Genomic DNA, 22,272 nt, shown 5'->3' with positions numbered 1-22,272 from the left:
TCAGCGTACGTTCTCGAACGCGGGGGCCACCGGCTCGGGCGGGGCGGGCAGGCGCCGCACCGGCCGCCAGGCCCGCTCACCGAGGAGCAGCAGGGCCGCGGGCAGCACCATCAGCCGGATCACCACCGCGTCGAGCAGCACGGCCAGCGCCAGGCAGAAGCCCATCTGCTTCATCTCGGTCAGATGCAGCGCGACGAACCCGGAGAACACGGTGACCATCACGACCGCCGCGCTGGTCACGACCTTCGCCGACGCCCCGATGCCCGCGATCACCGCCTCCCGCGCCGGTATCCCGGCGTCCCTGGCCTCCTTGATGCGGCTGACGACGAACACCTGGTAGTCCATCGAGAGACCGAAGAGGATCACGAAGAGGAACAGCGGCACCCGGGAGGCGATCGCGCCCATCGAGTCGAAGTCGAGCAGCCCCTCGGCCCACGTGCCCTGGAAGACGACGACGAGCGCGCCGAGCGCGGCGGCGGCGGAGAGCAGGTTCAGCACGACGCCGAGCAGCCCGATGACGACCGAGCGGAACGCGATCAGCGTCAGCAGGAAGGTGACCAGCAGCAGGGCACCGATGACCAGGGGCAGCTTGCCGCGCTCGTGCTCGACGTAGTCGGTGCCGCGGGCGACGTCGCCGCTGACGGCGGTCTCGACGCCGGCCAGTTGCCCGACGGTGGCGGGCACGTGGTCGTCTCGCAGGTGCGTCAGGGAGTCCTTCGCGGGCCCGGAGTTGGCGAAGTGGGGTACGGAGAGCACGAGCACGCTGGTCCGGCCGTCCGGTGAGGTGCGTACCGCCGGCCCGGCGTCCCTGACGAACAGCGGGTCCTCCGCGGCCTGCCGGCCCAGCTCCGCCAGTGCCCGCCGGACCTCGGGGGCGCGCTCGGGGGCGGCCTGGGCGACGACCTCGTGCTGCACCTTCAGCTCGGGGAAGGCGGCGGTCAGCCGGTCGTACGTCTGCATGGCCGGGATGTCGCGGGAGAACGTGTCCTTGCCGGGGTCCACGAGCTTCATGCCGAGCGCGGGCGCGGCGAGCGCGAGCATGGCCAGCACGGAGACGACCAGGGTGGCGGCGGGGCGGCGCTCCGCGGGCCGCAGCAGGGCGGCGAGTATCCGTCCGTGCTCGGGGCGGTCCCGCCGCGGACGGCGGGCCGGCCCGCGGGCGGCGCGGCGTTCGGCCCGGCGGGCTGCCTTCCGTTCGGTGCGGCGGCCGAGGGTCACGAGCAGCGCGGGCAGCGCCGTCAGGGAGCTGGCGACGGCGACGGCCACGACGAGGATGGTGCCGGTGGCGAGGGAGGAGAAGATGACGTCGGTGGCGAGGTAGAGGGTGGCGGTGGAGACGATGACGGCGAGGCCCGACACGACGATGGCCCGCCCCGCGGTCGCCGCCGCCAGTTCGACGAGGGCGGCGGACGACAGCCGCCCGCCCGCGCGGGCACGCTCCTCACGCTCCCGCTTGAGGTAGAAGAGCGTGTAGTCGACGCCGACCGCAAGGCCGATGAGCAGGATCATGTTGGTGCCGACGCCGGGGTCGGGCAGCAGGTGGGACGTCACCATGGACAGACCGAGCGCCGCGGCGATCGACGTGAGTGCCAGCAGCAGCGGCACGCCGGCCATGACGACGGACCCGAAGACGACGAGCAGCGTGACGAGCGTGACGGGCAGTGCGATGCGTTCGGAGAGCGCCAGGTCCTCGCCCCGCTGGTCGTTGACGCCCTGGCTGATCGCGGGCGAGCCGGTCTCCTCGACGACGACGCCGGGGTGGGCCGCGGCCACCTCTTCCGTCTGCTCCAGCAGCGGCCCGACGTTGTCCTTGCCGTCCAGCTCGGCACCCTTCAACACGACCGGCACCCGCAGCGCGGCGCCGTCCGCGGAGCGTACGGGTGCGGCGACGGACGCCACTTCCGGCAGCCGCTCCATCCGGTCGGTGACGTCGCGGGCCGCGGCGCGGGCGGCGGCGAGGTCGAGGGAGCGGCCGGATTCGGCGCGGATGAGGACGTGTTCCGTGGGCTTGCGCTGGAGGCCGCCCTCGGTCGCCATCTGCTCGGCGCGGCCGGCCTCGCCGACCCGGAAGTCCTCGGTGGTGGCGGGGTTGCTGCCGACGGACATGCCGGCGCCGAAGCAGAGTGCGACGAAGACGAACCAGCCGACGATCGCGCGCCACGGGTGCCGGGCACTCCAACGGGCCGTACGGACAGGGAGATTTCTCATACGGAAATGCTCGCGATCGGGGCCCCGCCGCCGACAGCCGCGACCGGTGGAACCGGGGGTCCACCGGTCGGTTGACCCCTGCCGGGAGTCCCGGCGCGTACGGGCCGGGCTTCCGGCTCGTACGCGCCGGGCCCCGGGCCCCGCTGGTCAGTCCGCGGGCCGCCCGTCCTCCGGGCCCGGCGCCGGGCCCCCGTCCCCGCCGTCGCCTTCGCCTTCGCCTTCGCCGCGGTCGCGGCCCGTGCCCCGGCCGCCCCGCAGCCGCCGCGCGAGCCCGCGGATCTGCAGCTCGAACTCCCCGTCGTAGTGCTGGTGTCCGGCCCGTACCGCCGTCTCGACCGCCTGCTCGCCCGCCTCGCCGATGAGGATCAGCTCGTCGTGCCGCAGATCGCGCATCAGCGCCACGCACAGCCCGATCATCACCAGCGTGAACGGCACCGCGACGAGGATCGTGAGGTTCTTCAGGCCGGTCAGCGCGGCGTCCCCGCCGCCCCCGACCAGCAGCATGACGGCGGCGACCGCACCGGTCAGCACGCCCCAGACCACGACCACCATGCGCGTCGGCTCCAGCGTGCCCTTCTGCGACAGCGCACCCATCACGATCGACGCGGCGTCCGCGCCGGAGACGAAGAAGATGCCGACGAGGACCATCACCAGGAGCGTCGTGACGCCGGCGATCGGGTACGCGTTCAGCACCGCGAACAACTGCCCCTCCTGCGTCGACTCCTCGGTGATGCCCGCCCCGTGGGCCTCCTGCTGCATCGCCGTGCCGCCGAGGATGCAGAACCACAGGAGGCTGACCACGCTGGGCACGAGGATCACGCCGCCGACGAACTGCCTGATGGTGCGCCCCCGGCTGATGCGCGCGATGAACATGCCGACGAACGGCGTCCACGAGATCCACCACGCCCAGTAGAAGACCGTCCAGCCCGACAGCCAGCCGGCGACGTCCGAGCCGCCGCTGGCCTCCGTACGCGCCATCATCTGCGGCAGTTCGGCGAAGAACGACCCGATCGACGTCGGGATGAGGTCGAGGATCAGGATCGTCGGTCCCGCGATGAAGACGAACACGGCGAGCACCACGGCGAGCACCATGTTGATGTTCGACAGCCACTGGATGCCCCGCTCGATGCCGGAGACCGCGGAGGCGACGAACGCGATGGTGAGCACGCCGATGACGAGGATCAGCAGCCCCTCGCCGACCTCCTCCGACGTCCAGCCGACCTCCTTGACGCCGCTGCCGATCTGCAGCGCGCCGAGCCCCAGCGAGGCGGCGGAGCCGAAGAGGGTGGCGAAGATGGCGAGGATGTCGATGACCTTGCCGACGCCGCCGTTGGCGTGCCGCGGGCCGATGAGCGGGGTGAAGACGGCGCTGATGGTCTGCCGGCGGTTGCGGCGGAAGACGCTGTACGCCATGGCGAGGCCGACGGCGGCGTAGATGGCCCAGGGGTGCAGCGTCCAGTGGAAGAGGGTGGTCGCCATCGCGACCTCCATCCGCGAGGCGGCACCGGCGCTGGCGGAGACGGTGTCAGGCGGCGGGGTGGCGAAGTGCGCGAGGGGCTCGTTCACGCCGTAGAACATCAGGCCGATGCCCATGCCGGCGCTGAACATCATCGCCACCCACGACACCGTGCGGAACTCCGGCGGCTCGCCCTCCCGGCCGAGGGTGATGCGCCCGTAGCGGCTGAAGGCCAGCCACAGCGCGAAGATCACGAAGCCGGAGGCGGCGAGCACGAAGGCCCAACCGCCGTAGTGCATCGTGTCGTTGAGCAGGGACGTGGAGACGTCCTCCAGGGAGTCCGTCGCCACCGCGCCCCAGATCACGAACGCCAGCGTCAGCGCGGCGGCGACGCCGAAGACCACCGCGTCGGTGCGCGGTGAGCGCCCCGGTGCGCCGCCGCCTTCCGCGGGCGTCTCCACCCGTTCGTCGAGCACGTGCGGTCACCTTCTCCCTACGTTCCGTGTGCAGAACCCACTCACCATAGGGGAGAGCGGCCGGAGCGCCGGGGACCGGCGGAGTCAGCGCGCGGCCGCGGCGGCGGCCATCGCGGCGCCGACGATGCCCGCGTTGTTCTGCAGCTCGGCGGGGACGACGTCGGCGCGGATGCCGGTGATGTCGTCGAGGAACTTGTCCGCCTTGCGGCTCACGCCGCCGCCGATGACGAACAGTTCGGGCGAGAAGAGCATCTCCAGATGGGCGAGATAGTGCTGCACCCGGTGGGCCCAGTGCTTCCAGCTCAGGTCCTTGTCCTCGCGCTCCTTGGCGGAGGCGCGCTTCTCCGCCTCGTGGCCGTGCAGTTCCAGGTGGCCCAGCTCGGTGTTGGGGACGAGCCGGCCGCCGGTGAAGACGGCGCTGCCGATGCCGGTGCCGAAGGTCAGCACGATGACGGTGCCGGTACGGCCGCGGGCGGCGCCGAACGTCAGCTCGGCGATGCCGGCGGCGTCGGCGTCGTTGACGACGTGGACGGGGCGGCCGAGGCGGTTGCCGAGGAGGGCGGCGGCGTCGACGTCGACCCAGCTCTTGTCGACGTTGGCGGCGGTGCGCACGACGCCGTCGGTGACGACCCCGGGGAAGGTGACGCCGACCGGCCCTTCGTACCCGGCGAAGTACTCGACGACCGCGGCGACGCCGTCGGCGACGGCGTCGGGGGGCGAGGGGTGCGGGGTGAGCACCTTGTGCCGCTCCTCCGCGAGGGCGCCCGTGTCCAGGTCGGCCGGGGCGCCTTTGATGCCCGAGCCGCCGATGTCGACTCCCATGATGTTCATAGCCAGAGACGATACGGGGGCGGGGGCCCGGCGCCGGTCAGGACGGTCGGCGGGGTCGTGCGAACCGGGGCGGGCGGCGGCGCGGGGGCGGGCCCGGCGGCGTACGGCGGGGCGCGGGAGCGGGTGCGGGACCGGGCGCGGGACCGGGCGCGGCTGCGTACGACGGCGGGTGGCCGCGTACACCACCTGTCCGATAACCGGTTTTGCGCGACCGAATGGGTTCTTGACGCGGCCTCAACAGCTCCGCCAGCCTCATGTGCACGACAATCCCCCACCGTTGGGAGCACCCATGCCCCTCCGTCGTGCACGCCTCAGGTCGCGGCCGGCCGCCGCGCTCCTCACCGGCGGGCTGCTGACCGCGCTGCTCGTGCCGGTCGCGGTCGCCGCGGAACCCGCGGCGCGGCCCGCGTCCGGCAGCGCAACCGCCGCGCCCGCGGCGCGCGTCGCGCCCGAGCAGGCGCCGGACATACCCGTCGCGAACGTCAAGGCGCACCTGTCGCAGTTCCAGTCCATCGCCGCCGCCAACGGCGGCAACCGCGCCCACGGCCGCCCCGGCTACCGCGCCTCGCTCGACTACGTGAAGGGCAAGCTGGACGCCGCCGGATTCACCACCAGGATCCAGCAGTTCAGCGCCGGCGGCGGCACCGGCTACAACCTCATCGCCGACTGGCCCGGCGGCGACGCGAACCAGGTCCTCATGGCCGGCGCGCACCTCGACTCGGTCTCCTCGGGGGCCGGCATCAACGACAACGGCACCGGCTCCGCCGCCGTCCTGGAGACCGCGCTGGCCGTCGCCCGGTCCGGCTACCAGCCGCGCGAGCACCTGCGCTTCGCCTGGTGGGGCGCCGAAGAACTGGGCCTGGTCGGCTCCCGGTACTACGTCAGCAACCTGCCGGCCGCCGACCGCGCCGCGCTCTCCGGCTATCTGAACTTCGACATGATCGGCTCGCCCAACCCCGGGTACTTCGTCTACGACGACGACCCGCAGATCGAGAAGGTCTTCAAGGACTACTACGCCGGCCTCGGCGTCCCGACCGAGATCGAGACCGAGGGCGACGGCCGGTCCGACCACGCGGCGTTCAAGAACGTGGGCGTGCCGGTCGGCGGGCTGTTCACGGGCGCGAGCCGGACGAAGTCGTCGGCGCAGGCGGCGAAGTGGGGCGGCACGGCCGGCCAGGCATTCGACCGCTGCTACCACAGCTCCTGCGACACCACGTCGAACGTGAACGACACGGCGCTGAACCGGAACAGCGACGCGCTCGCGCACGCGGTGTGGACGCTCTCCGGGTAAGGCGTACGCACCCTGCCCGCTCCGCACCGGTGCTCCCCGGCGGCGGGGCGGGCACCCGCGCGGCGGCGGGCACCGCGGCGGGCGGGAGGCAGCGGCCGGCGTCAGGCTTCCGTGACGGCTTCCCGCGCCTCGCCCGCGGCGGTGTCCGCCGCGGCCGCGCTGTCCGCCGCGGCCGCTGCGTCCTCCCCGTCCTGCTCGTCCTGCCCGTCCTCGGCCCGCGCCTGCGCGCAGATCGGCCGCAGCCCGTCCTTCACCGCGCCGCTGATCTCGCCGAGCTTCTGCTGCTGCTCGGGCGTGAGCACGTCGAAGAGATGCTTGCGCACCTCGGTCACATGCGCCGGGGCAGCCGCCTCCAGCACGGCGAACCCGGCGTCGGTGAGCTGCGCCACGGACCCGCGGCGGTCGGCGTCGGTGGTGCAGCGGGACACGTACCCCGCCTTCTCCAGGGCCGCCACCGCGTGCGACAGCCGGCTGCGCGAGGAGCGGCACAGCTCGGCGAGCTGGCTCATGCGCAGGCTGCGCCCGGGGGCCTCGGAGAGGTGCACCAGGATCTCGTAGTACGCCACGGGCATCCCGGAATCGCGCCGCAACTGGCGGTCCAGATGCGCGTTGAAGTCACGGACCGCGTCCATGAAGAGGCGCCATATCCGCTGTTCGTCCTCGGTGAGCCAGCGTACGTCGTTCATGTGTCCAGCATACCTATAGTTGAGTCCTCAACCAGAGAGTGCTAGAGTTTTGGGTGAAAGTTCAACCACTTGCCCAGTGGTGGGCACCGCTACGGAAGAGGCATATCCCCATGACCACTCACGCCGACCGGATCCCCGCTTACGAGACCGGCACCTGGACGATCGACCCGGTGCACTCCGACGTCTCCTTCGTCGTCCGGCACCTGGGCGTCACGCGGGTCCGCGGCACGTTCGACCATGTCGAGGGCACCATCGTGACCCACGAGGACCCGCTGCAGTCCGAGGTCAACGCGGTCATCCAGACCACGTCGGTCAACACGCGCAACGACATGCGTGACGACCACGTACGCACGGCGGACTTCCTGGACGTCGAGACGTACCCCGAGATGACCTTCAAGTCCACCGGGATCCGCGAGAAGGACGGCGTCTACCTGATCGACGGCGACCTGTCCCTGCGCGGCGTGACCCGCCCCGTGACCCTGGAGACCGAGGTCGGCGGCTTCGCGCCGGGCCAGCAGGAGGGCAGCAAGGTCGTCGGGTTCTCCGCGAGCACGGAGATCAGCCGCTCCGACTACGGCGTGACCGGCGGCGCGGCCGGCGCGGCGGTCAGCGACAAGATCAAGATCACGCTGGACATCGAGGCGGGCCGTTCCTGAGGCCCGCGCGCACGACGGCGGGCGGCCGCGGCGCCGCCCGCTGTGCCCGACACGGTGCGGGGCGGCCCCGCCGGTGACTCCCGCTCAGTCGCCGGCCACGGAGTCGCCCCGCACCGTTGCCGTGCCGGGCAGCGCCTCGGCCGGGTCGGTGCCGTGCCGGACGGGGCGGTTGTCGCCGTCCACGAAGACGATCCGCGGCAGCAGCGCCTTCGCCTCCGCGTCGGCAACGGTCGCGTAGCTGATGACGATCACCAGGTCGCCGGGGCTGACCAGCCGGGCCGCCGCGCCGTTGATGCCGATCACGCCGCTGCCGCGGGGGCCGGGGATGACGTAGGTGGTGAGGCGGGCGCCGTTGTCGATGTCGACGACGTCGACCTGCTCGCCGGCCAGCAGGTCCGCGGCCTCCATGAGGTCCTCGTCGACGGTGAGGGACCCGACGTAGTGCAGGTCGGCCTGGGTCACGGTGGCGCGGTGGATCTTGGACTTCAGCATCGTCCGGAACACGTGCGGCCTCGCCTGCGGTCAGGAGGTACGGGAGCGACGCCAGGGTAACCGCGCCGTCGCGCGGCACCGGACCCGCGACCGGTGAACTGTGAGCGACACCACCGCACGGCCTCGCAGGGGTGCGGCGTACACGGTCATGCCGTGCACGGTCACGACGTACAGGGTCATGGCGTACACGGTCATGGCGTACGAGGAGCCGGCGGGCGGTCAGGGGCCCTGTCTCGCGCGTGGGGTGGTCTCCGCCAGGTATCTCACTGTCCGGCTGATGTCCGACAGCGACAGGATCCCGACGAGCCTGCCCTCCTCGGTGACCAGGACGCGGTGCTCGGGCCCCGGCGACATGCGGGGCAGCAGATCGGCCAGGGAGTCGTCCGGTCCCACGACGATGAGCTGCGCCAGCGGCACCATCACCTCGGCCACGCTCACCGTCCCGCCGTGGTCGGGCCGTACGTGCCTGGCGCCGCGCAGCGTCACCAGGCCGACCGGCTCCCCGTCCCTGCCGAGGACCGGGAACGCCGAGTGCCGGTACATCGGGTTGTCCAGCAGGTGCGCGACGTCCAGGGTCGCGGGCACGACGACCGGATCCGCCGTCATGGCGTTCCGTACGGGGACACCGGAGAGCACGCCGCGCAACTGCGCCTGCCGGCTCTCGGCGGTGGCCGCCCCGATGAGGAACCAGCCGATCAGCGCCAGCCAGAGCCCGCTGAACCCGCCACCTCTCAGGAACCACACGAACCCCAGCACGATGAGCAGCCAGCCGAGCGCACGGCCCGCGGCGGTGGCCCCGGCGGTCGCCCGCAGCCGGTCCCCCGTACGCCACCACAGCAGCGCGCGCAGCAGCCGCCCGCCGTCCAGCGGCGCGGCGGGCAGGGAGTTGAAGACGGCGAGCAGCAGGTTGATGCCCGCCAGCCAGGCCATCACCTGCACCACCAGTTCCGGTGCGGACGCATGGTGCAGGAGCCAGGTGGCCAGCGCGAAGATCCCGCCCAGCACGAGGCTGACCAGGGGGCCGACCCCCGCGATCCGCAACTCCGCCCCCGGGCTCGACGCCTCCGACTTCAGCCGGGCCACCCCGCCGAGCAGCCACAGCACGATGTCGTCCACGTCGACGCCGTTGCGCCGCGCGACGACGGCGTGCGCCAGCTCGTGGGCGAGCAGGGAGACGAAGAAGACCACGGCTGCCACCAGGCCCGCCGCCCAGTACAGCGCGCGCGGACGGCCCGGATCGGAGTCCGGGAGCTGCCCCTGCGCGAGGCCGACCAGGATGATGCCGAAGATCAGGACCACGCTCCAGTGGACCCCGACCCGGATCCCGGCGATGCGCCCCAGCGTGAACGTCGCCCGCACGGCGTTTCTCCTCAGCTCGCATTCGGCACGGGGACGGTCCGGCGGGCCCTCGTGACGGCCGCGCTCCGGACTCCGGCTCCGGCTCCGGCTCCGTTATCGACGCTTCCAGTGAAGCCCGGTCCGGGCCCCGGCACGCTGTGGAAGGGGCCCGACCTGGGCCATTCGGCGTAGCGGGAGGGCCGTCCCGCCTCCGGCGACCCGCCGTCGGCGGCCGGGCCGCGGCCCGTGGACCATCGCCGTACGACGCCCGCGCGAGCGGCCCCCGCGGAGGGCCGAGGCACACAAGACGCCCCCGTTGCTACCGCGTTCCGGATCCCCCCGCCACTCGCCGGGGCCCGATCCGGTGCTTCGCCGCGGCGGCCCGTGTCGCTGACCGGCCCTGGCTCCCCCTCGTGAGACCAGTTGGTCATGAAATATGACAAATACCCCACGCGGGGGGTCCCCCGGCGCACCGCGCTCTGCCTGGGCCTGCTCGGCGCGTACCAGCTCGCCCTCGCCCCCGACGCGCACGCCCCCAGGTCGGGGACGGCGGCCGCCCGGACGGGGCTGGCCGACGGGAAGCCGCTCGGCCGCGCCTCGTACGGGCTGCGCCCGGCCGCCGGCCGCGCCGGCACCGCGCCGATGACGACGTCCGGCGGGATGGCCCGTATCACGGGACCGACCCGGCCGGTCGCGGTACGCGCGGCACCGCACACCACGCTCCGGGAGACCGGCAAGAAGATCGCGCTCACCTTCGACGACGGCCCGCACGCCACGCAGACGCCGGAGATCCTGCGGATCCTGCGCCGCCACGGGGCACGCGCGACGTTCTTCGTCATCGGCGAGAACATCCCCTGGAACCGCGACGTGCTGCGCCGGATCGCCGCCGAGGGCCACGTCGTCGGCAACCACTCCTACAGCCACCCGCAGCTCGACCTGATCAGCACACCGCGGGTGCGCGACGAGCTGGAGCAGACCTGCGAGCTGGTCGCGAGGGAGCTGGGTGCGCCGCCGCGGGTGGCGCGGGCGCCGTACGGGATGTGGCACGGGCCGAGCCTGGAGATCTGCGCGCAACTGCAGATGGAGCCCTTCCAGTGGGACATCGACACGCTCGACTGGGACCACCGCGACCAGGCGTTCATCGAGAGGACCGTGCTCAGGAAGGCGCACGCGGGCGCGATCGTGCTGGCGCACGACGGCGGGGGCGACAGGTGGGCGACGGTACGGGCGTTGGAGTACTACCTGCCGCGGCTGCTGGACGAGGGATACACGCTGGTCCAGCCGGCGTAGTGGGGAAAGCCCGCCACCCGGCCACCTCCGACACCACACACGCAGTACACCCGGCCCACCTGGCACTCCGGACACACCGTGCACCCGGCACGCAGAGCACCCGGCGCCCACAGAACACCCGGAACATCCCCCGCTATATCCCCCGCACGCCCGCCCAAGGGTAGGCCGCCCCGCCGACAGAACTGCCCGCCGACGGAGCGCCCGCGGGCCCGCCACCCGGGGCGTGGCGCGACCGGGCGGCAGATCCGGCGGTTCGGGGGGCTGGCCCGTAGAAAGCGCTTGCGTCATGCTGGTGCCATGGCCGATCCCGCACTTCCGCCCCTTCCCGGCGGCGTCAGCGTCTCCCGGCTCCGCGTCTACGACTGGCAGGCCCCCGACGGCCTCCGCGGTGGCACCCCGCATCTGCACCTCGCCTGCACCGAGGCGTACGTCGTCCTTGGCGGGCACGGAGCCGTGCAGACCCTGACCGCCTCCGGGTACGCCGAGACCGAGCTGGTCGAGGACGCCGTCGTCTGGTTCACGCCCGGCACCATCCACCGGCTCGTCAACGGCGACGGCCGGCTCGACATCCTCGTCCTCATGCAGAACGCCGGCCTGCCCGAGGCCGGCGACGCCGTCTTCCCCTTCCCGTCCGACGTCCTGTGCGACGACGCCGCCTACGCCCGCGCCGCCGCGCTCGACCCGGCGGAGCCGGAGAAGTCGGCGCAGGCGCGCCGCGACCTGGCGCTGGCCGGCTTCGCCGAACTGGCCGGGGCCGCACGGGCGGGCGACCCGGCGCCGCTGGAGGCGTTCCACGCGCGGGCGGTGGAGCTGGTACGGCCGCACCTGGACGACTGGCGCGAGCGCTGGGAACGGGGCCCGGCCGCCGCCGCGGCGGCGACGGACGCCCACCTGACCGCGCTCCGCACGGACGGCGCCCACCTGCGGACGGCGTCGGTGCAGCGGACGGGGGCGGCGTCCCGGTACGGGATGTGCGGCCGGCTCCAGGCGTGCGACCTGGACGGCGCGGTGACGGTCGGCACGTAAGGAGGGCCGGCACGTAACGGCGGACCGCGACCCCCGCCATCACTACACCACCAACCCCCACCCACGTCCCCCGCAACCCCCGCCCCAGGGTAGGCGCCCCCTCTGACACCGCGGCCGCACCGACTGGCACCCCGGCCCATCCGACTCCTGCCCATCCGGCGTCCGCCCACCTGGCGCTCGCGGCCACCTGGCGCCCGCGGCCACCTGGCGCCCGCCGATCGGCGGGCGCCGATCCGCCGGTCCGCCGAGCCGCCGAGCCGCCCGTACGGGACCGCCCCCGCGGCAACCGCCGGAACCCGGGTGGCGTCCGCCCATGCCGCGAGAAGAATGTCAGGTATGCACCGGTTCCTGGCCCCGCTCCTCGCCCTGCTGGCCGCGCTCCTCACGGCGTCCCCCTCGCACGCCCAGGACCCCGTAGGCGACGCCGCCAAAGCGCTGCGCGATCGCCCCGTCTACGTCCACCCCGACGTCCGGGGCGAGATGTCCGTCGACCGGGCCAACGCGCTCGCCGCGCGGATCAAGGACGAGGACAGCCCCGTCTTCGTCGCCGTGCTCCCCGCGGATTCGGGCGTCGCCGCCCGCGACGTGCTGCCGAACCTCCGCTCCCGCACCGGCATCGCCGGCGTCTACGCCGTCCGCCTCGGCAACGGCTTCGGCGCCGCCGCCGACGCCCGCGTGCTGTCCGCCCGCGCCGTCGACAACCTCCGCCGCGCCGCCGTCGGGGCCCACCCCGGCGACGCCACCGACCAGCTCGCCACCTTCGCCGAGGACGCCGCCGGGCAGGCCGGCGGGTCCGCGCCCTCCGGCTGGGGCGACAGCACCGGCATCGGCGGTACCGGGGCCCTCACGGTCGGCGTCGTTCTCCTGCTGCTCGTCGGCGGCGTCCTGTTCGTCCGGCAGCGCGCCAGGCTGCGGGACGCGGAACAGGCCAGGGCGGAGCTGGCGCGGCTGCGCACCGTCGTCGACGAGGACATCACCGCGTACGGCGAGGAGATGACCCGTATCGCCTTCGACCCCGCCGACCCGGCCGCGGACGACGCGACGCGCGGGGACTACCAGAAGGCGCTCGACGCGTACGAGAAGGCCAAGTCCCGGCTGGACGCGGCCGGCGGCCCCCGCGACGTGCGCGGCGTGACGGAGGCGCTTGAGGAGGGGCGGTTCGCGCTGGCGACCCTGGAGGCCCGCCGCACCGGCGCCGCCCTCCCCGAGCGCCGCCCCCCGTGCTTCTTCGACCCCCGCCACGGCCCTTCGGCCGCCGACGTGGAGTGGACTCCGCCGGGCTCCGCGTCGCGCACCGTACCTGCATGCACGGCGGACGCGAACCTGCTGGCCGCCGGCGAGGAGCCGGTGATCCGTACGGTCGACACCGCCCGCGGCCCGCAGCCGTACTGGAACGCGGGCCCGGCGTACGCCCCCTGGGCGGGCGGCTACTTCGGCGGCGGCCTCCTCCCGGGGCTGCTGGTGGGCACGGTGCTGGGGCAGGCGCTGTACGCCGCGGGCGGCTGGGCGGCGTCGGACGGCACGGGCGAGGGCGGCTACGCGGGCGGGGACCACACCGGCGCCGACTTCGACCCCGGCGACTTCGACGGCGGCTTCGGCGGGGGTCACTTCGGCGGCGGCTTCGGGGACGGGGGCTTCGGCGGCGGGGGGTTCGGGGACGGCGGCTTCGGCGGCTTCTGAGCACGGCTGGACCGCAAGGACGGCGGGACGGCGGGACGGCCGTGACGGCGGGACGGCCGTGACGGCGGAACAGCAGGACCGCAGGGTCCGGCGCCTCCGGGCACGGCCGGACGGCCCGTACCCGAGGCGGACGGACAACTGCCTCCGGGACTGGCCGAGTCGCGCCCTTCACGACCGGTGCCGCGTTCCTCACACTACGTCACAGCACCGACAACAGATCCGGGGGCGGGCGATGGCGGCACGACGACCACGGCGCACGGCCGCACGGCGGCGACGCGCGGCCCGGCTCAAGGGCGCCTTCGCCGGCGGCGCGCTCCCGCTGGCGTTGCTCATCGTGTACGGGTCCACGCTCTGGCCGTACGTCCTCGGCGCCCTCGCCGCCGCCGCGCTCGCGGCGACGGCCGCCTGGCTCTGGCGCACCGACCGCGGCATCCGCCGGGGCGACCGCCAGTGGCGCGCCCACGACCGGATCAGCGCCGGCCGCCGTACCCTCCCCGAGATCGACGCCATGACCGGCGAGGAGTTCGAGGAGCACGTCGCGCGCCTGCTCCGCCGGGACGGCTGCACCGACGTCCACCGCGTCGGCCGGTCCGGCGACCACGGCGTCGACGTGACGGCCCGCCTGCCCGACGGCCGGCTGCTCATCACCCAGTGCAAGAGGTACGCGCCCAGCCGCCGGATCGCCGAACGCGACATGCGCGACCTGCTCGGCGCCAGGACCCACACCCGCGCCGACGTCGCCGCCTTCGTCACCACCGCCGGCTTCAGCGGGCCGTCGCTGGCCTACGCGCGCCAGAACGGCCTGATCGCCGTCCACCGCGACTACCTGGGCACCTGGAACAACGGCGCCACCCTCGAAGCCCTCGGCCAGGTCAACGGCGCCGGCCAGGGCGACCGCCGGCACCGCCGCCGCTGGAAGCACACCTACGGCCGCTGACCCGGCCCGGCCCGTGCCCGCGCCCCCAACCGCCCCCGCTCCCGGCCCGCGGCGCTAACGCCCCGGCTCCCGCCCCGAAGGCTCCCGCCGCTTCCGCGCCCCCGCCGGCGCCGGACCCCGCACCGCACCCGGTGCCTGCCATTCCGCGCTGCGCCGCGCCCGCCGCTTGGCGCGCTCGCTGGAGCCGAGCTGGTACGGCACCGACGTCACCATCACGCCGGGCGTGAACAGCAGCCGCGCCTTCAGCCGCAGCGCGCTCTGGTTGTGCAGCAGGTGCTCGTACCAGTGCCCGACGACGTACTCCGGGATGTAGACGCTGATCACCGTGTCCGGCTTCTCCTGGCGCAGCCGCTTGACGTACTCGATCAGCGGCCTGGTGATCTCGCGGTAGGGCGACTCGATGACGGTCAGCGGCACGTCCAGTTCGCTGTCCACCCACTGCTGCTGGAGCTTCCTGGTCTCCTCGGCGTCGACCCCGATGGTCAGCGCCTCCAGCTTGTCGGAACGTACGAGCTTCGCGTACGCCAGTGCGCGCATCGTCGGGCGGTGCAACTGGGAGACGAGCACGATGGAGTGCACGTGCCCCGGGCGCGGCATGGCGTCGTCCTCCTCGCCCTCGGCGACCGCGACCTCCTGCGCGACCCGGTCGTAGTGGCGGCGGATGGCCGCCATCACCACGTAGAAGAAGAGCATGCCGGCCAGCGCGATCCACGCGCCGTGGCTGAACTTGGTGACCAGCACGACCACCAGCACCAGCGCGCAGAACACCGCGCCGAAGCCGTTCATCGCCCGCGACCGCAGGATGCGGCGGCGCGCGTCGGGCCGGTGCTCGGTGGTCAGCGCGCGGTTCCAGTGCCGCACCATGCCGGTCTGGCTGAAGGTGAAGGAGACGAAGACGCCGACGATGTAGAGCTGGATCAGCCGGGTGGAGTCGGCCTTGAACACGTAGACGAGGGCACCGGCGAGCAGGGCGACGAAGAGGATGCCGTTGCTGAACGCCAGCCGGTCGCCGCGGGTGTGCAACTGGCGCGGCAGGAACCGGTCGTGGGCAAGGATCGAGCCGAGCACGGGGAAGCCGTTGTACGCGGTGTTGGCGGCCAGGAACAGCACGAGCGCCGTGGCCGCCGCCAGGATGACGAACGGCAGCGAGCCGTCGCCGAAGACCGCCGCGCCGACCTGCGCGATCACCGGGTTCTGGATGAAGCCGGAGCCGACCGCCTCGCCGTTCCGCAGCAGGTCCTCGGCGGGCCGCTCGGCCATCCGCACGTCGGTGTGGAGCGCGAGGATGATGATGCCGACGAACATGACGATCGCCAGCAGCCCCATCATCGACAGCGTCGTCGCCGCGTTGCGGCTCTTGGGCTTGCGGAAGGCGGGCACGCCGTTGCTGATCGCCTCGACGCCGGTCAGCGCGGCGCAGCCGGAGGAGAAGGCCCGTAGCAGCAGGAAGACCAGCGCGAAGCCGGCGAGGCCGCCCGCGTGCTCGCTGTGGACCTCCAGGTCGGCGGTGGGTGCGCGCATCGTGTCGTCGAGGGCGAGGGCGCGGAAGGCGCCCCAGGCGATCATGATGAGGACGCTGCCGACGAAGACGTAGGTGGGGATCGCGAAGAGGGTCCCCGACTCCTTCACGCCGCGCAGGTTCATGGTGGTGAGCAGGCCGATGACGATCAGCGCGCACAGCACCTTGTTGTCGGCGACGAACCCCCAGGCCGAGCCCAGGTTCTCCACGCCCGCGGAGACCGAGACCGCGACGGTCAGCACGTAGTCGACGAGCAGCGCGCTGGCCACCACCTGGCCGGCGCGGCGGCCGAGGTTGGTGGTGGCGACCTCGTAGTCGCCGCCGCCGCTGGGGTAGGCGTGCACCGTCTTGCGGTACGAGGCGACGACGACGACCATCAGCACGACGATGGCCGCGGTGATCCAGGGGCTGTACGTGTACGCGCCGACGCCGGCGATCGACAGGACGATCAGCACCTCGCCCGGGGCGTACGCGACCGAGGACAGCGGGTCGGAGGCGAAGACCGGGAGCGCGACGCGCTTGGGGAGCAGCGTCTCGCCCAGCCGGTCGCTGCGAAGCGCGCGGCCGATCAGTATGCGCTTCGGCAGTTCGGTCAGCTTGGGCACGGGGCGATCGTAAGTGATCCGAAATACCGCTCTGGGCAGCGAAGGGCGCTTTGTCCAGGACGGCGCCGATGTTTTGACGCGACCCTAACGCCGGGCGTGCCGCCCGCGCTGCGGACCGCCGTCGCCGCCGTCGGTGGCGGGAGAGGCCGGGTGGCCCTCCGGCTCGTCCGCGGAAGGGGCCGCCGGGGGCGCCTTCTTGGCGTTGCTGCGGGCGCGCAGGAACTCGATGACGATCGGCAGCACCGACAGCAGCACGATGCCGATGAGGATCGCCTCGATGTTCTGGTGCACGAAGTCGATCTGGCCCAGGGCGGCGCCCAGAAGGGTGACGCCGACGCCCCAGAGGATGCCGCCGATGACGTTGAAGACGACGAACTGCCGGTAGTTCATCCGGCTGACGCCGGCGATGATCGGGGTGAAGGTGCGCACGATGGGCACGAAGCGGGCGAGCACCAGCGACTTCGGGCCGTGCTTCTCGAAGAACTCGTGCGCCTTCTGCACGTTCTCCTGTTTGAAGAGTTTGGAGTCCGGGCGGTTGAAGAGGGAGGGGCCGACCTTGCGGCCGAAGAGATAGCCGACCTGGTCGCCGACGATGGCCGCGAGGGCGATGAGCACGCACATCAGCCACAGCGGGAAGTCGAGCACGTCCGAGGTGATCAGCAGGCCGGTGGTGAACAGCAGGGAGTCGCCCGGCAGGAAGAACCCGATGAGGAGCCCGGACTCGGCGAAGACGATCACGAGCACGCCGAGCACGCCGAACTTGTCGATCAGGAAGTCGGGATCCAGCCATCCCGGTCCGAGCGCGAGCGTGTTCATGGGTTCGGGACTCCAGACATCTGGGACAGGCGGCAGGGAGAAGAGTGGGCCACCTACGGGGGAGAACGCAAGCCGGGTGCGTGCGGTTCCGGACGCGGCGCGTACGGGTGGGGGCGGGCCGGTACACAGGTGCCGCGGGGGCGGCGGGGGGCTGAGGGGCCTGGCGGGCGGGAGCCTGGCAGGGCTTGGCGGGCGGGCGGCGCGCGCGCCGCGGCGCGTGGCTAGATCGGCTGCTCCGGCCAGCCGAGGAGACGGGCGCCCATGGCGGCGGTCTCCAGGGTGTAGCGGTGCAGGGAGTCCCCCACGTCATAGCCGGTCAGGGTACGTATCCGGTCCAGCCGGTACGACAGCGTCCGCACGCTCACGCCCAGCCGGCGGGCGGCCTCGGCGTTGACGTAGCCGGCGTCGGCGCACGTCTGCAGCGTGGCGAGCAGCGGCTCGGCGCCGCCGCGGGCCTGCGTCAGCGGGCCGAGGACGGTCCGTACCAGATCGGCCATCGCGGCCCGGTCGCGCAGCAGCACGGGGAAGACCAGCAGCTCGGCGGCCTGCAGCACGGGCTGCGCGAGGCCGAGCGCGGCGGCCATGTCGAGCGCGCCGAGCGCCTCCTCGTAGCTGCGTACGACCCCGCCGGGGCCCGCGTGCTCGCGGCCCATGGCAACGCGCGTGGCGCCGGCGTAGCCGCTGCCCGGCTCCAGGGCCACCTTGGCGAAGGCGTCGAGCAGGGCGCGCTCGCTGCTGCCTGCCACGCAGACGAGCCGGCCCTCCTTGGTGGTCAGCAGCACGTCGCGCTCGACGAAGCGGCCCAGCAGCTCGCGCTCGATGCGCCGCACCAGGGGGTGGACGTCGGCGAAGGGCTCCTCGCCGGCGGCGACCGCGACGGCGTGGGCGCGGGCCAGCCGCAGCCCGAAGCGCTCCGCGCGCTCGGCGAGCCGGCCGAGGTCGCTGCGGCCGTAGAGCAGGTCGTCGACGAACTCGCGGCGCTCGGCCTCCTCCTGCCTGACCGCGAGCCGCTGGGCGCGCTCGTGGCCCTCGCCGAGCGCGCTGACGGCCGCCTCGACCGCGGCCAGCACGGCGTCGCCGCTGCGGGTGCGCTCGGCGGCGCTCGCGGCCCTGGCCACGCCGGGCAGGGTGGCCCAGGTGCGGCGGGTCTCGGCGAGGTGTCCCGCGACCAGCTCGCGCAGGCTGCGTCCCGACTCGGCGGCCTGCTCGCCCAGCTCGCGCAGCGCGTCCAGTTCGGGGCGGCGCAGCAGCCGGCCGGTGGCGGACACGTCGGCCAGCAGGTCCGCGTAGCCGACGAGGACCTCGGGGGGTGCCCCCGCTGTGCGCGTTCGCGCCACCACCGCTCCCGGTTGCCGGATCCTGGAGACGGGACACCGCGGTCGCTGCCGGGTCCCGGAAATGTGGCGCCAAGAGTACGGCACGGGGGTTCGGGCGGGAAACCACCTGCCCGTAAGGGGCGGGGGCGGCGGGAGCCCGCTTCCCGCCGCCCCGGGCCGGCCGGCCCGTACCTCCGTGTGGCCGTCCGCGAGGTGCGTCCGGGCAGCCGGTCCGTACGCCGGCCGGCGCGTCCGCGGAGCTGGTCCTTCAGCCCGTCAGCTCGACCGCCTGCCGGACGGTCTCGGCCAGGTCGCCCACGGCCGGATCCTCGGTCTCGGCGGCCAGGTCCTCGGCGTGACCGGCGAGTTCGCCGACGGTGGGCGCCCCGGGCAGCGGCAGGTACCCGGCGCCGGTGGTACCGGTGCCCTCCTTGCCGTCCGCGTACGGCTCGGGGGTGGTGCCGGCGCCGGAGCCGCCGCGCAGGGCGTCGGCGAAGTACGCGGCCAGCGCGGTGAGCTGCAGCCGGGGCGGGGCCGCGCCCCACAGGTCGCCGGTCAGGGCGCCCGCGTCGACGGTGCTGGACTCCTCGTGCGGGGCGCGGGTGTCGGGGTCGAGCCAGCGCACGGTGGCCGTCGCGACGCTGCCCGAGGCGCTCTCGGCGAGCCGGACGGCGTAGAGCGCGGTGACGGTGTGGCCGGGGCCGACCTCGCCGCCGTCGACGGCGTCGTTGCGGAAGTCCTCGTCGGCGACCTGGCGGTTGTCGTAGCCGATCAGCCGGTAGTCGGAGACGGCGTCCGGGTCGAAGACGACCTGCGCCTTGGCGTCGCGGGCCCGCAGGTCGACGTTGCGTGGCAGGTCCTCGACGAAGACCTCGCGGGCCTCGTCGGTCGTGGAGACGTAGGCGGTGTGGCCGTCGCCCTGGTTGGTCAGCCGCTCCATCAGCGCGTCGCCGTACTCGCTGCCGACTCCGACGCCGAACAGGGTGATGCCGTAGTCCTCCCGGGCCGCCGCGATGCGGTCGAGGATCGTCCCGGCGTCGGTGGCGCCGGTGTTGGCGAGGGCGTCGGAGAGCAGGACGACGCGGTTGGTGGCGCCCTTGCGGTGGCCGTCGACCGCCTCGTCGTAGCCGCGGGCCACGCCGGCCTCGAGATTGGTGCTCTCGGTGGGCTGCAACTCCTCGACCGCGTCGTGGATACGTCCCTCCGCCCCGCCGACGGCGGTCATCGGCAGCACCGTACGGGCCTCGTCGCTGAACGCCACGAGCGCCAGCGCGTCGTCGTCGCGCAGTTCGTCCACCGCCGTGTGCAGGGCCTCCCGTACGAGGCTGAGCCGGCCGGGCTCCGCCATCGAACCGGAGACGTCCACGACGAAGGTCAGCGCGGCGGGCCGGCGCGCCTGCGTGCCGTACTCGTTGCTCTCCGGGCGGGTCGCCAGCCCCACGCGCATCAGCGACCAGCCGTCGTCAGCCGCGCGGGCGCCGTCGGTGGTGACGGAGAAACCGTCGTCCTCGGGCGCGGGGTAGTCCTGGCGGAAGCTGTTGATGAACTCCTCGTGGCGCACGGTGTCCGGCTGCGGCAGCGCCCCGGTGTCGATGGTGCGGCGGGCGTAGCCGTACGAGGCGGTGTCCACGTCGAGCGCGAAGGTGGAGACCATGTCCGGCTCCGGTACGAAGGAGTCCGCCCGCCCCTTGCCCGCGGCCTCCGGGGCGGCGTCGTACGCGCCCTCCGGGGCCGCCGACGGCGCCGCGGGGGCCGGCAGCGGCGCGCTCCCGCCGCCCGCACGGTCGCTGGAAAGCTGTTCCTTCTTCGCACCGTTCCCGCCCCCGCTGCAACCGGTCAGCAGCAGTGGCACCGTCATCAGTCCTGCCAGTGCCGTGAGCACCACGCGTCTCATCGCGCCCCTCCCTCGTGCCGTCCTCATCGGGACTGTGACGAAGGAGGGGGCGATTCGGTGCCGTTACTCCGTCGACTCGCGGATCCCGGCCCGGGGCATCAGTGACACGGCATCAGCTCCTCGCACACACGACGGTTGATGGTGGAGGCGGTGCGGAACACCGGAACCGTCCGGATCCCGATGCCGCAGACATGTCGCACCGTTACCTCGCAAAGTACCCCCCGACCGCACGATCTGCCTCCCCAACGGCGGCACCGGTCTCAGCGGGATGTCGGGAAGCCCAGGTCGACGCCCCCGTCCTCGGGGTCGGGCCAGCGGGTCGTGACGACCTTCGCCCGGGTGTAGAAGCGGACGCCGTCCTCGCCGTAGATGTGGTGGTCGCCGAAGAGGGAGTCCTTCCAGCCGCCGAAGGAGTGGTAGCCCACGGGCACCGGAATCGGTACGTTCACGCCGACCATCCCGGCCGTGGCCTCGAGCTGGAAGCGGCGTGCGGCGCCGCCGTCCCGGGTGAAGATGGCGGTGCCGTTGCCCCACGGCGAGCCGTTGACGAGCCGCACCCCCTCCTCGTACGTCTCCGCCCGCACCACGCACAGCACCGGCCCGAAGATCTCGTCCCGGTACGCGTCGGCCTCCACCGGCACCCGGTCCAGCAGGCTGACCCCGATCCAGTGGCCGTCCTCGCGGCCGGGAACGGTGTAGCCCGTGCCGTCCACGACCACCTCGGCGCCCTGCGCCGCGGCCCCCCGCACATAGCCCGCGACCTTGTCGCGGTGCTCGCGGGTGATGAGGGGGCCCATCTCCGAGTCGGGGTCGTCGCCGGGGCCGATACGGACCTTGCGTGCTCGCTCGGCGATCTTCGTCACCAGCTCGTCGCCGCTGTCCCCGACCGCGACCACCGCGGAGACCGCCATGCAGCGCTCCCCCGCCGACCCGTACGCCGCCGAGACCGCGGCGTCCGCGGCCGCGTCCAGATCGGCGTCGGGCAGCACCAGCATGTGGTTCTTCGCGCCGCCGAGCGCCTGGACGCGCTTGCCGTGGGAGGTGCCGGTGGTGAAGACGTACCGGGCGATCGGGGTGGAGCCGACGAAGCTGAGCGCGGCGACGTCGGGGTGCTCCAGCAGCCGGTCGACGGCCTCCTTGTCACCGTGGACGACGTTGAACACCCCCTCCGGCAGCCCCGCCTCGGCGAGCAGCTCCGCGAGCAGCCCGGCCGCCGACGGGTCCTTCTCGCTGGGCTTCAGTACGAAGGTGTTACCGCAGGCGATGGCCAGCGGGAACATCCACATCGGCACCATGGCGGGGAAGTTGAACGGCGTGATGCCCGCCACCACGCCGACGGGCTGCCGGATCGAGGCGACGTCGATGCGGGTGGAGACCTGCGTGGACAGCTCCCCCTTGAGCAACTGCGGGATGCCGCAGGCGACCTCGACGATCTCCAGCCCGCGGGCCACCTCCCCGAGGGCGTCGGAGTGCACCTTGCCGTGCTCGGCGGTGATCAGCCGGGCGACGTCCTCGCGGCGGGCGGCGAGCAGTTCACGGAAGCGGAACAGCACGGCGGTGCGCCGCGCGAGCGACGACACGCTCCACTCCGCGAACGCCTCGCGGGCGGCGGCGACGGCGGCGTCCACCTCGGCGGCGGAAGCGAACGCGACCTCGGCGGCCTGCGCCCCGGTGGCGGGGTCGTAGACCGGCCCCGACCGTCCCGAGGCGCCCCCGACTGCCTTGCCGCCGATCCAGTGGCCGATGGTCTTCATG

General features: G+C 73.5%; 16 protein-coding genes and 1 pseudogene. 6 read left to right on the top strand and 11 right to left on the bottom strand.

The features are described from left to right. From ACFYVJ_RS13905 to ppgK, 3 genes are all read right to left on the bottom strand, one after another. Nucleotides 1-2,208: an MMPL family transporter gene (locus tag ACFYVJ_RS13905; RefSeq protein WP_388890332.1), complete on the bottom strand. Its 2,208-nt coding sequence runs from the start codon at nucleotides 2,206-2,208 to the stop codon at nucleotides 1-3. Between the two features lie 147 nt (nucleotides 2,209-2,355). After that, nucleotides 2,356-4,140, bottom strand: coding sequence for a BCCT family transporter (locus tag ACFYVJ_RS13900; RefSeq protein WP_388890330.1), 1,785 nt, complete (start codon nucleotides 4,138-4,140; stop codon nucleotides 2,356-2,358). A gap of 84 nt (nucleotides 4,141-4,224) precedes the next feature. Beyond that, nucleotides 4,225-4,971, bottom strand: a complete 747-nt coding sequence (ppgK, locus tag ACFYVJ_RS13895) for a polyphosphate--glucose phosphotransferase (RefSeq protein WP_388890327.1) — start codon at nucleotides 4,969-4,971, stop codon at nucleotides 4,225-4,227. A gap of 289 nt (nucleotides 4,972-5,260) precedes the next feature. On the opposite strand from ppgK, the pseudogene ACFYVJ_RS13890 reads away from it, so the two are divergent. Further along, nucleotides 5,261-6,256, top strand: a pseudogene (locus tag ACFYVJ_RS13890) (M28 family metallopeptidase); the annotation flags it as partial. A 107-nt stretch (nucleotides 6,257-6,363) separates the two neighbouring features. Here ACFYVJ_RS13890 and ACFYVJ_RS13885 read toward each other — a convergent pair. Next, on the bottom strand, nucleotides 6,364-6,948 hold the full coding sequence (locus ACFYVJ_RS13885) for a MarR family winged helix-turn-helix transcriptional regulator (protein WP_388890324.1): 585 nt from the start codon (nucleotides 6,946-6,948) through the stop codon (nucleotides 6,364-6,366). 110 nt (nucleotides 6,949-7,058) lie between these two features. Here ACFYVJ_RS13885 and ACFYVJ_RS13880 point away from each other — a divergent pair, with 110 nt between their 5' ends. After that, nucleotides 7,059-7,604 carry a YceI family protein gene (locus ACFYVJ_RS13880; RefSeq protein ID WP_388890322.1) on the top strand — a complete coding sequence of 182 codons (546 nt, stop codon included), beginning with the start codon at nucleotides 7,059-7,061 and terminating at the stop codon, nucleotides 7,602-7,604. Between the two features lie 84 nt (nucleotides 7,605-7,688). Here ACFYVJ_RS13880 and panD read toward each other — a convergent pair whose 3' ends face one another. Then, a complete protein-coding gene (gene panD, locus ACFYVJ_RS13875) occupies nucleotides 7,689-8,108 on the bottom strand; it encodes an aspartate 1-decarboxylase (RefSeq protein WP_388890319.1) in 420 nt (139 codons plus the stop codon). Between the two features lie 207 nt (nucleotides 8,109-8,315). Then, nucleotides 8,316-9,455, bottom strand: coding sequence for a site-2 protease family protein (locus ACFYVJ_RS13870; RefSeq protein ID WP_388890316.1), 1,140 nt, complete (start codon nucleotides 9,453-9,455; stop codon nucleotides 8,316-8,318). A gap of 408 nt (nucleotides 9,456-9,863) precedes the next feature. Between ACFYVJ_RS13870 and ACFYVJ_RS13865 the strand changes: the two genes are divergently transcribed. From ACFYVJ_RS13865 to ACFYVJ_RS13850, 4 genes are all read left to right on the top strand, one after another. After that, nucleotides 9,864-10,724: a polysaccharide deacetylase family protein gene (locus tag ACFYVJ_RS13865; RefSeq protein ID WP_388890314.1), complete on the top strand. Its 861-nt coding sequence runs from the start codon at nucleotides 9,864-9,866 to the stop codon at nucleotides 10,722-10,724. 297 nt (nucleotides 10,725-11,021) lie between these two features. Beyond that, nucleotides 11,022-11,750, top strand: a complete 729-nt coding sequence (locus ACFYVJ_RS13860) for a cupin domain-containing protein (RefSeq protein ID WP_388890311.1) — start codon at nucleotides 11,022-11,024, stop codon at nucleotides 11,748-11,750. A 336-nt stretch (nucleotides 11,751-12,086) separates the two neighbouring features. After that, entirely contained in the window at nucleotides 12,087-13,430 is a 1,344-nt protein-coding gene (locus tag ACFYVJ_RS13855) for a hypothetical protein (protein ID WP_388890308.1), read from the top strand. 232 nt (nucleotides 13,431-13,662) lie between these two features. Beyond that, nucleotides 13,663-14,367: a restriction endonuclease gene (locus tag ACFYVJ_RS13850; protein WP_388890305.1), complete on the top strand. Its 705-nt coding sequence runs from the start codon at nucleotides 13,663-13,665 to the stop codon at nucleotides 14,365-14,367. A gap of 54 nt (nucleotides 14,368-14,421) precedes the next feature. On the opposite strand, the gene ACFYVJ_RS13845 is transcribed toward ACFYVJ_RS13850, so the two are convergent. The 5 genes from ACFYVJ_RS13845 to ACFYVJ_RS13825 all read right to left on the bottom strand — a co-directional run bounded on the left by ACFYVJ_RS13845 (nucleotide 14,422) and on the right by ACFYVJ_RS13825 (nucleotide 22,271). Next, entirely contained in the window at nucleotides 14,422-16,491 is a 2,070-nt protein-coding gene (locus tag ACFYVJ_RS13845; protein WP_388890302.1) for an APC family permease, read from the bottom strand. Between the two features lie 84 nt (nucleotides 16,492-16,575). Then, nucleotides 16,576-17,307 (bottom strand): DedA family protein, encoded by a 732-nt coding sequence (locus ACFYVJ_RS13840; protein WP_388890299.1) that lies wholly within the window; start codon nucleotides 17,305-17,307, stop codon nucleotides 16,576-16,578. 221 nt (nucleotides 17,308-17,528) lie between these two features. Continuing rightward, the gene (locus tag ACFYVJ_RS13835; protein ID WP_388890297.1) at nucleotides 17,529-18,647 is read right to left on the bottom strand and encodes a PucR family transcriptional regulator; all 1,119 of its coding nucleotides are present in this window, start codon (nucleotides 18,645-18,647) and stop codon (nucleotides 17,529-17,531) included. A gap of 244 nt (nucleotides 18,648-18,891) precedes the next feature. Then, nucleotides 18,892-20,481, bottom strand: coding sequence for a von Willebrand factor type A domain-containing protein (locus ACFYVJ_RS13830; protein ID WP_388890443.1), 1,590 nt, complete (start codon nucleotides 20,479-20,481; stop codon nucleotides 18,892-18,894). A 296-nt stretch (nucleotides 20,482-20,777) separates the two neighbouring features. Beyond that, nucleotides 20,778-22,271 (bottom strand): CoA-acylating methylmalonate-semialdehyde dehydrogenase, encoded by a 1,494-nt coding sequence (locus ACFYVJ_RS13825; protein ID WP_388890295.1) that lies wholly within the window; start codon nucleotides 22,269-22,271, stop codon nucleotides 20,778-20,780. Between the last annotated feature and the right edge of the window lies 1 nt (nucleotide 22,272).

Origin of the sequence: Streptomyces sp. NPDC004134 (genome assembly GCF_042874195.1) — a bacterium.
Taxonomy (GTDB): domain Bacteria; phylum Actinomycetota; class Actinomycetes; order Streptomycetales; family Streptomycetaceae; genus Streptomyces.
The sequence above is the reverse complement of the archived record's forward strand: the minus strand, read 5'-3'. Positions and strand labels throughout refer to the sequence as shown.

Coding starts and splice junctions, on each gene's coding strand:
- ppgK (WP_388890327.1), bottom strand. CDS start 4,971: ATGAACATCATGGGAGTCGACATCGGCGGCTCGGGCATCAAAGGCGCC.
- ACFYVJ_RS13830 (WP_388890443.1), bottom strand. CDS start 20,481: ATGACGGTGCCACTGCTGCTGACCGGTTGCAGCGGGGGCGGGAACGGT.
- ACFYVJ_RS13855 (WP_388890308.1), top strand. CDS start 12,087: ATGCACCGGTTCCTGGCCCCGCTCCTCGCCCTGCTGGCCGCGCTCCTC.
- ACFYVJ_RS13840 (WP_388890299.1), bottom strand. CDS start 17,307: ATGAACACGCTCGCGCTCGGACCGGGATGGCTGGATCCCGACTTCCTG.
- ACFYVJ_RS13880 (WP_388890322.1), top strand. CDS start 7,059: ATGACCACTCACGCCGACCGGATCCCCGCTTACGAGACCGGCACCTGG.
- ACFYVJ_RS13825 (WP_388890295.1), bottom strand. CDS start 22,271: ATGAAGACCATCGGCCACTGGATCGGCGGCAAGGCAGTCGGGGGCGCC.
- ACFYVJ_RS13850 (WP_388890305.1), top strand. CDS start 13,663: ATGGCGGCACGACGACCACGGCGCACGGCCGCACGGCGGCGACGCGCG.
- ACFYVJ_RS13905 (WP_388890332.1), bottom strand. CDS start 2,208: ATGAGAAATCTCCCTGTCCGTACGGCCCGTTGGAGTGCCCGGCACCCG.
- ACFYVJ_RS13885 (WP_388890324.1), bottom strand. CDS start 6,948: ATGAACGACGTACGCTGGCTCACCGAGGACGAACAGCGGATATGGCGC.
- ACFYVJ_RS13860 (WP_388890311.1), top strand. CDS start 11,022: ATGGCCGATCCCGCACTTCCGCCCCTTCCCGGCGGCGTCAGCGTCTCC.
- ACFYVJ_RS13865 (WP_388890314.1), top strand. CDS start 9,864: ATGAAATATGACAAATACCCCACGCGGGGGGTCCCCCGGCGCACCGCG.